At 72.2% G+C, this 12,823-nt stretch carries 11 protein-coding genes and 5 tRNA genes; 6 read left to right on the top strand and 10 right to left on the bottom strand.

Annotation, left to right across the window (positions count from 1 at the left end):
- Positions 1–16: 16 nt before the first annotated feature.
- A complete protein-coding gene (gene ndgR, locus ACSNOK_RS01315; protein WP_040889156.1) occupies positions 17–745 on the top strand; it encodes an IclR family transcriptional regulator NdgR in 729 nt (242 codons plus the stop codon).
- Positions 746–949: 204 nt separating this feature from the next.
- Here ndgR and ACSNOK_RS01310 read toward each other — a convergent pair whose 3' ends face one another.
- Complete coding sequence (locus tag ACSNOK_RS01310; RefSeq protein WP_436778641.1) at positions 950–1,450, bottom strand: DUF4188 domain-containing protein; 501 nt, start codon at positions 1,448–1,450, stop codon at positions 950–952.
- 81 nt (positions 1,451–1,531) lie between these two features.
- Between ACSNOK_RS01310 and ACSNOK_RS01305 the strand changes: the two genes are divergently transcribed.
- Entirely contained in the window at positions 1,532–2,218 is a 687-nt protein-coding gene (locus ACSNOK_RS01305; RefSeq protein WP_436778640.1) for a MerR family transcriptional regulator, read from the top strand.
- Positions 2,219–2,236: 18 nt separating this feature from the next.
- Here the strand turns inward: ACSNOK_RS01305 and ACSNOK_RS01300 are convergent, their stop codons facing one another.
- The 9 genes from ACSNOK_RS01300 to ACSNOK_RS01260 all read right to left on the bottom strand — a co-directional run bounded on the left by ACSNOK_RS01300 (position 2,237) and on the right by ACSNOK_RS01260 (position 6,641).
- Complete coding sequence (locus ACSNOK_RS01300; RefSeq protein WP_436778639.1) at positions 2,237–3,118, bottom strand: MEDS domain-containing protein; 882 nt, start codon at positions 3,116–3,118, stop codon at positions 2,237–2,239.
- A 95-nt stretch (positions 3,119–3,213) separates the two neighbouring features.
- Positions 3,214–3,286 (bottom strand) — tRNA-Glu (locus ACSNOK_RS01295).
- 28 nt (positions 3,287–3,314) lie between these two features.
- Positions 3,315–3,386 (bottom strand) — tRNA-Gln (locus ACSNOK_RS01290).
- 13 nt (positions 3,387–3,399) lie between these two features.
- Positions 3,400–3,472: transfer RNA gene (locus ACSNOK_RS01285), tRNA-Glu, on the bottom strand.
- Positions 3,473–3,532: 60 nt separating this feature from the next.
- Positions 3,533–3,605, bottom strand: a tRNA-Glu gene (locus ACSNOK_RS01280).
- A gap of 80 nt (positions 3,606–3,685) precedes the next feature.
- Positions 3,686–3,757: transfer RNA gene (locus ACSNOK_RS01275), tRNA-Gln, on the bottom strand.
- 270 nt (positions 3,758–4,027) lie between these two features.
- The gene (gene gltX / locus ACSNOK_RS01270) at positions 4,028–5,509 is read right to left on the bottom strand and encodes a glutamate--tRNA ligase (protein ID WP_436778638.1); all 1,482 of its coding nucleotides are present in this window, start codon (positions 5,507–5,509) and stop codon (positions 4,028–4,030) included.
- Positions 5,502–6,284: a fumarylacetoacetate hydrolase family protein gene (locus ACSNOK_RS01265; protein WP_436778637.1), complete on the bottom strand. Its 783-nt coding sequence runs from the start codon at positions 6,282–6,284 to the stop codon at positions 5,502–5,504. The genes gltX and ACSNOK_RS01265 overlap by 8 nt, the downstream gene beginning before the upstream one ends.
- Positions 6,285–6,452: 168 nt before the next feature.
- Entirely contained in the window at positions 6,453–6,641 is a 189-nt protein-coding gene (locus ACSNOK_RS01260; protein WP_436778636.1) for a hypothetical protein, read from the bottom strand.
- A gap of 552 nt (positions 6,642–7,193) precedes the next feature.
- On the opposite strand from ACSNOK_RS01260, the gene ACSNOK_RS01255 reads away from it, so the two are divergent.
- From ACSNOK_RS01255 to ACSNOK_RS01240, 4 genes are all read left to right on the top strand, one after another.
- Entirely contained in the window at positions 7,194–11,066 is a 3,873-nt protein-coding gene (locus ACSNOK_RS01255; RefSeq protein WP_436778635.1) for a nitrate- and nitrite sensing domain-containing protein, read from the top strand.
- Between the two features lie 9 nt (positions 11,067–11,075).
- On the top strand, positions 11,076–11,489 hold the full coding sequence (locus ACSNOK_RS01250) for a roadblock/LC7 domain-containing protein (RefSeq protein WP_436778672.1): 414 nt from the start codon (positions 11,076–11,078) through the stop codon (positions 11,487–11,489).
- Positions 11,490–11,592: 103 nt separating this feature from the next.
- A complete protein-coding gene (locus ACSNOK_RS01245; RefSeq protein WP_436778634.1) occupies positions 11,593–12,000 on the top strand; it encodes a DUF742 domain-containing protein in 408 nt (135 codons plus the stop codon).
- Positions 11,981–12,562, top strand: coding sequence for a GTP-binding protein (locus tag ACSNOK_RS01240; protein WP_436778633.1), 582 nt, complete (start codon positions 11,981–11,983; stop codon positions 12,560–12,562). Before ACSNOK_RS01245 ends, ACSNOK_RS01240 begins: the two co-directional genes overlap by 20 nt.
- Positions 12,563–12,823: the final 261 nt, after the last annotated feature.

Genomic DNA, 12,823 nt, shown 5'->3' with positions numbered 1-12,823 from the left:
ACGCGAGTATCGTTGCATGGACAATTCTGGTGGCGCCTCGAGCGGAGTGGGCGTTCTCGACAAAGCGGCCCTGGTGCTGAGCGCTCTGGAGTCGGGCCCGGCGACGCTCGCCGGGCTGGTGACGGCCACCGGGCTGGCGCGTCCTACGGCGCACCGGCTCGCCGTGGCGCTGGAACACCACCGGATGGTGGCGCGCGACATGCAGGGCCGGTTCATCCTCGGCCCCCGGCTGAGCGAGCTCGCGGCGGCGGCCGGCGAGGACCGGCTGCTGGCCACGGCGGGCCCGGTGCTCACGCATCTGCGGGACGTGACGGGCGAGAGCGCCCAGCTCTACCGGCGCCAGGGCGACATGCGCATCTGCGTCGCGGCGGCGGAACGGCTGTCCGGACTGCGGGACACGGTGCCGGTCGGGTCCACCCTGCCCATGAAGGCCGGCTCGGCGGCCCAGGTCCTCATGGCCTGGGAGGAGCCGGAGCGGCTGCACCGCGGGCTGCAGGGGGCCCGGTTCACGGCGACGGCGCTTTCCGGTGTGCGGCGGCGGGGGTGGGCGCAGTCGATCGGGGAGCGGGAGCCTGGGGTGGCGTCGGTCTCCGCTCCCGTGCGGGGGCCGTCCAATCGCGTGGTCGCGGCCGTCTCCGTGTCCGGGCCGATCGAGCGGCTGACCCGGCATCCGGGGCGGATGCACGCTCAGGCGGTGCTTGACGCGGCGGTGCGGCTGACGGAGGCGTTGCGGCGCAACGGGTGAGGTTGCCCCGGTCCCGCAAGCCCCCGCACCCCCGAAGCGCCCTCCGGGCGCTGTCCTCAAACGCCGGACGGGCTGAATAGGGCGCCCACTCCAGCCCGTCTGGGGGCACCCCCTCTGGGGGAGTTTGAGGACAACCGCGCGGAGCGCGGTTTCGGGGGTCTGGGGGCTTGCCCCCAGGAATCGGCGAAGGGGCGGGCCAGGGGCTCAGCCCCCCGCAGGGGCCGCCGCACCGAGCCGCTCCGCGGCCCGCTCGCCCCGCCGGCCCACCGGCTCGACCCCGAAAGCGGCCCCGAGGCCGTGCCGCGGCATCCCGCTGTAGATGGTCTCGTACGACCCCGCGGGCACGACGTACGTCTCGTGCCAGATCCCCACCCGCCCCGCCGCATCCCGCGCCCGCCGGTTGAACGCGGCCCACGCCGGCCGGTGGAGCCGGTCCCGGTCGGCCGAGTACGCGAGCAGCTTCTCGCGCGACTCCCAGTACTGCAGAACCGTGTACTCCCGCGGGCCGGAGGTCAGCAGCCGGTGGCCCAGCAGCCCGGCGTCCGGATCCCGGGCGAGCTCGGTGAGCATCCGCCGCATCGCCCCGAACACGGGCGCCCAGTGGCGCACGGAGCGCCAGCGGTTGACCCGCATGCCGATCAGGAAGACCACCACATCCCCGTCGGCCGCCGCGGTGACCCGGCCCTCGATCGGTGACGCACCCATGGCGTTACTCCCATCCGTCATTGGATAGCGATGCTATCCATGTTTGGATAGTTGCACTATCCGAGGAAGGGCGCAAGAGCCATGCGACTGGCCGAGCTCAGCGAGCGCAGCGGTGTCCCCGCCGCGACGATCAAGTACTACTTGCGGGAGGGGCTGTTGCAGCCCGGACGCCGGGTGTCGGCCACCCAGGCCGAGTACGGCGAGGCCCATCTGCGGCGGCTGCGTCTGGTGCGGGCCCTGATCCAGGTGGGAGGGGTTTCGGTGGCCGCCGCCCGGGAGGTGGTCGCCGCGGCGGAGGACACGTCCCTGGACCACCACACGCGGCTGGGGGCGGCCACGTGGGCGCTGCCCCGGGTCCCGGCGCCGGAGGCCGGCGACGAGGCGGCGGAGGCCGCCCGCGCGGCCGTGGACGGCCTGCTGGCCCGGCTGGGCTGGGACCCGGCCCGGGTGGGGGTCACCTCCTCCCCCGCCTACCGGACGCTGCTGGACTCGGTGGCCGCCCTGGCCCGGCTCGGCTACCCCTGCGGGACGGACGACCTGCTGCCGTACGGGCGGGTGGCCGCGGAGATCGCCGTCACGGATCTGGACATGGTGACGGCGGAGCCGACGGCCGAGGGGCAGGTGGAGGCGGCGGTGGCGCTCACCGTGCTCTACGAGCCGGTGCTGCTCAGCCTGCGGCGGATGGCGCACGCGGACGAGTCGGCGCGGCGGTTCGGAAGCGGCTGCGAGGAAAAGGGATGCGGGGAGTGCGGGGACGGCGAGGGCTGAGGGTCCGCCGGCGGCCGCTCAGGCGACCGTCTCCGCCAGCCGCAGGCCGGGGGTGCGATCCCAGCCGATGAGGGTGATGACCTGGGAGAGCTCCGGTGCGAGGCCGGTCACTTCGACGGAGCGGTGGCGGGCGGCGCGGGCCCGGGCGAAGGTCATCAGCAGCCGGAGGCCGCCGAGGTCCGGGAACTCGACGCCGGACATCTCCAGGCGGAGCTCTCCGCGCACTCCGGCCACCGAGCGCAGGGCGTCCCGCAGCTGCCGGTGGGCGGAGGCGTCGACCCGGCCCTCCAGGCGCAGGCCGGGCGGGCGGTAGGTGCGGACGACGAGCAGGTCGGCGGTTCTGACCAGCGGGTCGGGGCCCACGCCGCGGGTGTGGGCGGACGTGACGGCGTCCAGCGCCTCCGGGACGCAGTGCCGGACGTCGTACTGGCAGACGGCCAGCGCCCGGCCGGCGGCGAACTCCTCGCCCAGCAGGGACTCGTACCGCAGCAGCCGGCGCGCGTCCCGTCCGTCGCGGGGGGCCGGGCGCGGTTCCCCGGCGATGCGCAGGGCGCGGTAGCCCTCGGCGCGGGAGCGGGTCGCGGCGGCGCGTAACCGGCCCAGCAGGGCGGCGGGTTCCAACAGGCCGTCGGGGGTGCGGAGTTCGTCGAGGGGGAGGATCTCCACCCGGCCGCCGTGCGGGGCCGGCAGCCGGTAGTGGTCCAGCAGGGCCGCGGGGTCGTGGGGGTCTCGCCGGCCGGCCAGGTAGAGGATCTTGTCCTGGGCGTCCAGGCCGCCGCGGACGAACTCCCGCAGGACCACGGTCCGCTCCTCGTCGGAGGCGAAGAGCAGACACGCGTGGTCCCCGGGCCGGAGGTCGCCGACGGGGATCCGGTGGAGCGCACCACGGGGAAGGGCCATGCCGGGAATTATGGCGACGGCGCCCCTGGACGAGAAGGGCGCACGAGAAACGGCAAATGCCCTCCGCGCATCGCACGGAGGGCATTTGCCTTGCGTACCCCCGACCGGATTCGAACCGGCGCTACCGCCTTGAGAGGGCGGCGTGCTAGGCCGCTACACAACGGGGGCTTGCTTTTGCAGACTCGGAAGTCTTGCGCTGGGCTACCAGGACTCGAACCTAGACTAAATGAACCAGAATCACTCGTGCTGCCAATTACACCATAGCCCATGGTGATTACCAGTACCCCCGACCGGATTCGAACCGGCGCTACCGCCTTGAGAGGGCGGCGTGCTAGGCCGCTACACAACGGGGGCCCTAGCGATCCTTCGACATCGCCTCCGGCAATTTCCGGATGGTGACGGATTCAGGATCAGTACCCCCGACCGGATTCGAACCGGCGCTACCGCCTTGAGAGGGCGGCGTGCTAGGCCGCTACACAACGGGGGCTCGCACTTCGCTTTTGCGCTTTCGCGCGGTTTCTACTTTACCAGTAGATTTGCGAGAGAATTTCCAGTGAATTTCTCTTGCTGGGGTACCAGGACTCGAACCTAGACTAAGTGAACCAGAATCACTCGTGCTGCCAATTACACCATACCCCACCAGAACTCGACCCCCTTGAAGGGGTCTTGCTCGGGCTCGCGCCCTCCGCTCCGGCCTCTCGGCCCTCCCGGGCGGCGCAGGAAGAACATTACCCGAAGGTGGACGGGGCACCAAAATCGATAACCCGGCGCCCGCCCCGGGGCGGGCCGGACGGGCACCGGAGAGGTCCTCCCGGGCCGCGGAGGCCCCGGGGACGCCGCGGAGACGGCGAAGGGCCCCGGAAGCCGCTCGCGCGGCTCCAGGGCCCCTCAGGGCGTACGGGAAGGCCGTCAGCCCGCCAGCTTCGCCAGCGCGGCGTCCACCCGCTCCAGGGTCCGCTCGCGGCCGAGGACCTCCAGCGACTCGAAGAGCGGCAGGCCGACCGTGCGGCCGGTGACGGCCACCCGGACCGGGGCCTGGGCCTTGCCGAGCTTCAGCCCGTGCTCCTCGCCGGCGGCGATCACGGCGGCCTTCAGGGCCTCGGCGTTCCACTCGGCGGCGGCCAGCTTCTCGCGGGCGGTGCGGAGCAGGGCGTCCGAGCCCTCCTTCATGGCCTTGGTCCAGGACGCCTCGTCCTCCACCGGCCGGTCGAGGAAGAGGAAGTCCACGTTGGCCGTGATGTCGGAGAGGACCGTGAGGCGCGTCTGGGCGAGCGGGGCCAGCTCCGCGAAGGCGGCGGCGTCGAAGGCCTCGGGCGCCCAGGGGGCGTGCGGGGCGCGCAGCCAGGGCTCGCAGGCCGCGATGAAGTCCTTGACGTCCAGCCGGCGGATGTGGTCGGCGTTGATCGCCTCCGCCTTCTTGAGGTCGAAGCGGGCCGGGTTGGCGTTGACGTCCTTGATGTCGAACGCCGCGACCATCTCGTCCATCGAGAAGAGGTCCTGGTCGGCGGAGAGCGACCAGCCGAGCAGCGAGAGGTAGTTGAGCAGGCCCTGCGGCAGGAAGCCGCGCTCCCGGTAGAGGTTGAGGGAGGCCTGCGGGTCGCGCTTGGAGAGCTTCTTGTTTCCCTCGCCCATGACATACGGCAGGTGGCCGAACTCCGGAACGGCCTTGGCGACGCCCAGCTCGATCAGCGCCTTGTAGAGGGCGATCTGGCGCGGGGTGGAGGACAGCAGGTCCTCGCCGCGCAGCACGTGGGTGATCTCCATCAGCGCGTCGTCGACGGGGTTGACGAGCGTGTAGAGGGGCGCGCCGTTGGCCCGGACGATGCCGTAGTCGGGCACGTTCTCCGGGGTGAAGGTGAGCTCGCCGCGGACCAGGTCGGTGAAGGTGATCGGCTCGTCGGGCATCCGGAAGCGGACGATCGACGGGCGGCCCTCGGCCTCGTAGGCGGCCTTCTGCTCGGGGCTCACGACGCGGCACTTGCCGTCGTAGCCGGACGGCTTGCCGGCGGCGCGGGCGGCCTCGCGGCGGGCGTCGAGCTCCTCGGTGGTGCAGTAGCAGTGGTAGGCGTAGCCGCCGTCCAGCAGCTTCCGCGCGACGTCCCGGTAGATGTCCATGCGCTGCGACTGCCGGTAGGGCGCGTGGGGGCCACCGGTCTCGGGGCCCTCGTCCCAGTCGAAGCCCAGCCAGCGCATGGCGTCGAGAAGCTGCTCGTACGACTCCTCGGAGTCGCGGGCCGCGTCGGTGTCCTCGATGCGGAAGACCAGGGTGCCGCCGTGGTGGCGGGCGAACGCCCAGTTGAAGAGGGCGGTGCGGACCAGGCCCACGTGGGGGTTGCCGGTCGGCGAGGGACAGAAACGGACGCGGACGTTCGCGTCCAGGGGGTTAGCCACGCTTGATCACCTTGTTGGTGAGAGTGCCGATGCCTTCGATGGTGACGGCGACCTCGTCGCCGTCGTGCAGGGGTCCGACCCCGGCGGGGGTGCCGGTGAGGACGACGTCGCCGGGGAGCAGCGTCATCGCCTCGGTGATGTGGACGATGAGCTCCTCGACGGAGCGCAGCATCTGGGCGGTGCGGCCGCTCTGCCGCAGCTCGCCGTTGACCGTGCAGGTGATCGCCAGGTCGCCCGGGTCGACCTCGGTCTCGATCCAGGGGCCGAGGGGGCAGGAGGAGTCGAAGCCCTTGGCGCGGGCCCACTGCTTCTCGCGCTGCTGGACGTCGCGGGCGGTGACGTCGTTGGCGCAGGTGTAGCCGAGGATGACGTCCTTGACGCGCTCGCGCGGCACCTCGCGGCACATACGGCCGATGACGACGGCGAGCTCGGCCTCGTGGTGGAGCTCGCTGCTGAAGGAGGGGTACGCGATGGGATCGCCCGGGCCGACGACAGAGGTGGACGGCTTGAAGAAGGCGACGGGCACCTCCGGCACCTCGTTGCCCAGCTCCGCGGCGTGCTCGGCGTAGTTGCGGCCGATGGCCACGACCTTGCTGGGCAGGACGGGCGGGAGCAGGCGGACCTTGCTCAGCGGCACCTTGGTGCCGGAGCGTTCGAAGTCGCCGTAGGGAATGCCTTTGATGATGTCGAGGACGGGACCGCCCTCGGTGGAGGCGTCCCCCTCGACCACGCCGTAGCCGACGTTGCCGTCGATGGAGAATCTGGCGATGCGCACGGGAAGCTGAGCCCCTCACTGATCCGGCCGGAGTCTGACACTTCAGGCTATCGCGGGGGCCGTGCGGGCCGCCGTGCGCGGCGGCCGGGTGCGCCGGGCCGGCCGGGACGAGCGGAGGGGCCCGCCGGATCCGGCGGGCCCCTCCTGGCGCTCGGGCGCGCGGACGCGTCAGTCCTCGACCGCGACCGGGGCCGGGGCGGTCATCAGGATGGTGCGGCGCGGGTTGGCGGTGACCGTGGGGAGCTCGGCCGAGTGCTGCGGGCGCTCGGCCTCGAAGAGGGCCTTGGTGTCCTTGAGGTGCGCGAGCGTGGTGCGGCGCGGGTTGGCGGTCTTCCGGGAGGGGCTCGTGGTCTTCACTGTGCGGTTGCCTCGCGTTGTCGTCTCAGGGGTCTTCGCGGTCGTCGCGGCTTTCACGGGTGGTCGGCCGCGGCCTTGCGGGTCGCCCGCGGCCTTCGGCGGTCGTCGCGTCCGCGCAAGGGTCCAGGCTAGGCGCGCCTTTCCCCGCCATACCGAGCGGAATGCGGGGTGTCACCTGTGAGTTTCCTCACGAAGCTCGGGATAAATGCCGCATAGCCGACGCGTGGACCGCCCGCACGAAACGGACATCACCGGACTGAACCTGACGTTCCGCTCCTGATCATGGCGACTGGGACAGGTCGCGCAGCGCGACGAGACGCGGAACATTCGCCCGCGAAAGTCCGAATTGATAGGAGTGGCCTCTCGACGGAGAGCGACAAGCCGGGCTACCGTCCGTCACCGATTCACGGTGGGACGCACCGGCCTTGTTGGCGCATCCGGCACTGTGCTGGAATTCCACGGACCGCCAGGGGGGCACCGCGGTCCCCCCACGACTCGACACCGTTCCTCCGTTCATCCGGGGGAACGCCTGGTCCAGAGGTTGCGACGCTAGTGCAGGGACGTTTCAAGAGGGATGGCAGCGCTGCGGCGGAGCCGGAGCCGCACGGTGCGGCGACAGGCGGCGACCGCGGCACGCCCGCCGACGCGCCGGCCGGAGGTGCGCCCGCCGACGGCGCGAAGGCCAAGGGCAAGGCGAACAAGGCGAAGGGACCCAGCGGGCCGGGCTCACGAATAGCCCTGCGCAACTGGCGAATCAGCACCCGCCTGGTGTCCCTGCTCGCCCTGCCCGTCGTCGCCGCGACGACCCTGGGTGCGATGCGTATCGACACCTCGCTGGAGAACGTCGATCAGCTCGATCACATGAAGCTGCTGACCGACATGACCAAGGCGGCCACCAGCCTCGCCAACGCCCTCCAGGAGGAGCGCGACCGCTCGGCCGGGCCGCTGATCACCAAGGACGAGAAGAGCGACGACGTCGTGGCGCCGCGGCAGCGGACCGACCAGGCGATCGAGGACTTCACCAAGCTCACCAACCAGGTGCGGCCGGAAGACAAGTCCATGGTCGGCGTCGGCGCCACCATGGTCGAGATCACCAAGCAGCTCCAGGAGATCAAGAAGATCCGGGGCGAGGCCTACAAGAACGACGACCAGATCTCGCGGACGGTCAACGCCTACAACGGCCTGGTCAGCCAGCTGATCACGCTCTCCCAGGACATGGCGCTGGCGTCCAGCAACAGCGAGATGATCGCCTCCACCCGCGCCCTGGCCTCGTTCTCCTCCGCCAAGGAGTACGCGTCCATGCAGCGTGCGCTCATCAGCGCCGCGCTGGCCCGTACGCCGCACTCCCTCTCCGAGAACGACCGGCTCTTCGGCCAGTCGACGTACACCAGCGAAGGCCAGGTCACCAAGCGCTTCCTGCAGATCCACGGCGACCAGGACAAGGAGCTGCTGCAGGGCCTCAACGGCGGCCAGTACGACATCTCGCAGGCGAACTCGTACGCCGAGCGCGTGCTGATGCGCAACGACGGCCTGCGCGGCGCGGACAGCCTTTCCTACCGCGACTGGTTCGACCGCGACAGCGTCAAGATCCAGGAGATGACCAAGATCGAGAGCACGCTGCTCAGCGAGATGGAGCAGAAGGCCCTCGAACTCCGTGACGACGCACAGCAGGAGGCGTACCTCAACGGTGCGCTGATCATCCTCGTCCTCGGCATCTCCCTCGTCGGCGCCTTCGTCGTGGCCCGGTCGATGGTGCGCTCGCTGCGCCGTCTGCAGGACACCGCGCAGAAGGTCGCCCAGGAACGTCTGCCCGAGCTGGTCAAGCAGCTCTCCGAGACCGACCCGCAGGACGTGGACACCTCCGTCGAGTCCGTCGGCGTGCACAGCCGCGACGAGATCGGCAAGGTGGCCGCGGCCTTCGACGACGTGCACCGCGAGGCGGTCCGCCTCGCCGCCGAGCAGGCCCTCCTCCGGGGCAACGTCAACGCGATGTTCACCAACCTCTCGCGGCGTTCCCAGGGCCTCATCCAGCGTCAGCTGTCGCTCATCTCCGAACTGGAGTCCCGCGAGGCCGACCCGGACCAGCTGTCCTCGCTGTTCAAGCTCGACCACCTCGCCACCCGAATGCGGCGTAACGGTGAGAACCTCCTCGTTCTCGCCGGTGAAGAGCCCGGCCGCCGGTGGACCCGCCCCGTCCCGCTCGTCGACGTGCTCCGTGCCGCCGCGTCCGAGGTGGAGCAGTACGAGCGCATCGAGCTCACCGGCGTGCCGCCGACCGAGGTCGCCGGCCGCGTCGTCAACGACCTCGTGCACCTCCTCGCCGAGCTGCTGGAGAACGCGACGTCGTTCTCCTCGCCGCAGACCAAGGTCAAGGTCACCGGTCACGCCCTGCCGGACGGCCGGGTGCTGGTCGAGATCCACGACACCGGCATCGGCCTGTCCCAGGAGGACCTGGCGGCGATCAACGAGCGGCTCGCCAGCCCGCCGACCGTGGACGTCTCCGTCTCGCGGCGCATGGGTCTGTTCGTGGTCGGCCGCCTGTCCCTGCGACACGGCATCCGCATCCAGCTCCGTCCGTCGGACTCCGGCGGCACCACCGCGCTCGTCATGCTGCCCGTCGACGTCGCCCAGGGCGGCAAGAAGCCCGGCCCCGGCGCGCCCGGCGGCCCCGGCCTGCCCGGTGGCGGCGCCCCCGGCGGCATGCCCGGCACGGGCGTCCCTGGCGTCCCGGGTGTCCCCGGCGGCAAGGCCGCGCCCGGCCTGCCCGGTTCCGGCGGTGCGCCGCAGGCGCCGGCCCGCGACCGCGGCCAGCTGCCGCCCAAGGGCCCGCGTCCGCCGGCCAACCCGTCGCGCGCCGGCGGTCTGACCCAGAGCGGTCTGCCGACGCGCGTCCCCGGCAGCACGCCGGGCGCGGGTGCCCCGACCGGTGGCCCCAGCCTCTTCGACGCCCCGCTCACCGGCGCGGGTGACGACGCCTCCGCCGGGGGCAAGGGCGCCGACGGCCGTTCGGGCCTCCCGACGCGCGGCAAGCGGCCCGCCGTGATCGCGCCGGTGGGCAACGGCCGCCGTCCGCAGCAGCCGCCCCAGCGCGGCGAGAACGGCGGCTCCGACCTGCCCGTCCGCGGTGGCACCGACAACGGTCTGCCCAAGCGCGGCGACCGCAAGGGCGCGCCCGGCGAGCTCCCGGTCCGGGGTGGCGGCACGCCGTCCGCCCTGCCCGAACTGCCCGTTCGCGGCGGTACGGAGGGCGGTCTGCCGCAGCGCGGCACCACCGAGAACGGCCTGCCGAAGCGGGGTGGCGCCGAAGGCGGCCTGCCCAAGCGGGGCGGCGCCGGCAACGGCCTGCCCGCCCGTAACGCGCTCTCCGGCCTGCCCAAGCGCGGCGACCGCAAGAACACCCCCGCCGAGCCGCCGGCCCGTCCGGCGCCGAGCTGGGGCAACGACCGCTCCCCCGCCGCGCCGGTGGACGACTGGCCGCTCGCCTCGAACGGCTCGTCGCGCGCCGAGCGGGACACCCCGCGCGGCCACGACAGCGTCGAGGCGCCCGAGCGCACGGCCGGCGGCCGGGGCGAGGGCCCCGCGGACGGTCCGGGCGCCACCGGGCAGTTCCCGCAGCTCGCGCCCGTTCCCGAGCCCGAGAGCAGCAGCACCGGGCGGCACGCGCTGCCCGCCGCGCCCGACGGCGCCGGGCGGTTCGACCGTCCCGAGGCCGACGGCCCCGGTGCCACCGGGCAGTTCCCGCGCCTGGCGCCGGTGCCCGAGCCGGAGAGCGGCAGCACCGGCCGGCACGCGCTGCCCGCGCGCGACGCGGCCGGCCCGGCCGACACCGCCGCCTTCCCGCAGCTGGCGCCCGTGCCGGACGCCGAGGGCACCGGGCGGATCGTTCCGCCTGCCGGTGACGACCGCTTCGGGCGGCAGGACGCCGGGCACGCCGGGGACGGGAACGGAGCGCAGGAGACGACGCCGCTCTTCCAGGAGCTGGAGTCGCACTGGTTCCGCGAGCAGGAGGAGGCCCGCGAGCGGGCGCCGGAGCCGGAGGCGCCGCGCGGTCTGCCGCGCCGGGCCCCGCGCGCCGAGGCCCCGGCCGCGCCCGAGTCCCCGCAGGTCACCACCCAGACCCCGCTGCCGGACTGGCGCGAGTCTCCCAACGACGAGCGCTGGCGCCGGGCCGAGCAGGTCCGGGTGCCCGCCGCCGACGGGACCACCTCGTCGGGGCTGCCCCGCCGCGTGCCCCGTGCCAACCTCGTGGAGGGCACGGCCCAGCAGCAGGCGCTGCCGGAGGGTCCGCAGGTCTCGCGCGCGCCCGACGACGTGCGCGGCCGGCTGACCAACCTCCGCCGCGGCATTCAGCAAGGACGTCAGGCCGGCACCAGCCCGGCCACCGGTAGCCACCACGTTGGCCCCACCTACCAGCAGGAGCGTTAGTTGAGTCCGATGAGCCAGGCGGCGCAGAATCTGAACTGGTTGATCACCAACTTCGTGGAGAACACCCCGGGGGTGTCCCACACGGTGGTGGTGTCCGCCGACGGACTGCTGCTGGCCATGTCCGAGGGGTTCCCCCGGGACCGCGCGGACCAGCTGGCGGCGGTGGCGTCCGGCCTGACCTCCCTGACGGCCGGTGCCTCGCGCATCTTCGAGGGCGGGCACGTCAACCAGACCGTGGTGGAGATGGAGCGCGGCTTCCTCTTCATCATGTCCATCTCCGACGGCTCCTCGCTGGCCGTGCTGGCGCACCCGGAGTGCGACATCGGCCTCGTCGGCTACGAGATGGCCCTGCTGGTCGACCGCGCGGGCAACGTCCTGACGCCCGACCTCCGCGCCGAACTGCAGGGAAGCCTGCTGAACTGACCGTAGACACACCGCAAGTCCCGTCCGACCGTACGGCCGAAAGCTCCCACCGGCCCCCGCTCGACGGCATCATTGCCTTCCTGCTGTCCCGCCCGGAGGATTCATGACCCCGCCCGTCTCGCCCGGCCCGTACGGCGCCTCGCACCACATGCCGTACGGGAGTGAAGGCGACCAGCCCCTGGTCCGTCCCTACGCCATGACGGGCGGCCGGACCCGGCCGCGTTACCAGCTCGCCATCGAGGCACTGGTCAGCTCGACCGCCGACCCGGCCCAGCTGGTCAATCTGCTGCCCGAGCACCAGCGGATCTGCCACCTCTGCCGCGAGGTGAAGTCGGTCGCCGAGGTCTCCGCGCTGCTGAGCATGCCGCTCGGCGTGGCGCGGATCCTGGTGGCCGACCTGGCGGAGGCCGGGATGGTGGCGATCCATCAGCCGGGCGGCGGCGGCGAGACCGGCGGAACGCCGGATGTGACACTGCTCGAAAGGGTGCTCAGTGGACTTCGGAAGCTCTAGCGGGAACACCGGCCGCTCCACGACCTCCGCGAAGATCGTGGTGGCCGGTGGTTTCGGCGTGGGCAAGACCACGTTCGTCGGTTCGGTCTCGGAGATCAGCCCGCTGCGCACCGAGGCCGTGATGACGTCCGCTTCGGCGGGCATCGACGATCTGAGCCACGTCCAGGACAAGACGACGACCACCGTCGCCATGGACTTCGGCCGCATCACGCTGGACGACGACCTGATCCTGTATCTGTTCGGCACGCCCGGACAGGACCGGTTCTGGTTCATGTGGGACGACCTCGTCCGCGGTGCCATCGGGGCGGTCGTCCTGGTGGACACCCGCCGCCTCGCCGACTGCTTCCCGGCGGTCGACTACTTCGAGAACAGCGGCCTGCCCTTCGTCATCGCCCTCAACGGCTTCCACGGAGAGCAGCCCTACTCCCCCGAAGAGGTGCGCGAGGCACTGCAGATCGGGCCGGACGCGCCCATCATCACCACCGACGCGCGACACCGGAACGAGGCGAAGAGCGCACTCATCACCCTCGTCGAGCACGCCCTGATGGCGCGGCTGAAGTAGCCGACGGGAGCGGGCGGCCGTGTGGGATATGCCACGGGCCGCCCCCGGGGTTCATAACGTTTCGACAGAGAATTGACCGGGGCGCGACAGGCCCGCCGCAACAGGCCGCAGCCGCCCGGTTCCCCTCCGCACATGTTTCGCCCGCCTTTTGGCGTCGCTCGCTCTTAATGCCCGTTTTATGTCGGGCGCATTCCTCCGGCCGTCGGCTTTGCCCACTGTTTGGAACGCACCGGTCCGGCGTGCTGGAATTTCCCGAACTGG

It is taken from the genome of Streptomyces sp. URMC 126 (assembly GCF_051386555.1).
Classification (GTDB): Bacteria; Actinomycetota; Actinomycetes; order Streptomycetales; family Streptomycetaceae; genus Streptomyces.
The sequence above is the reverse complement of the archived record's forward strand: the minus strand, read 5'-3'. Positions and strand labels throughout refer to the sequence as shown.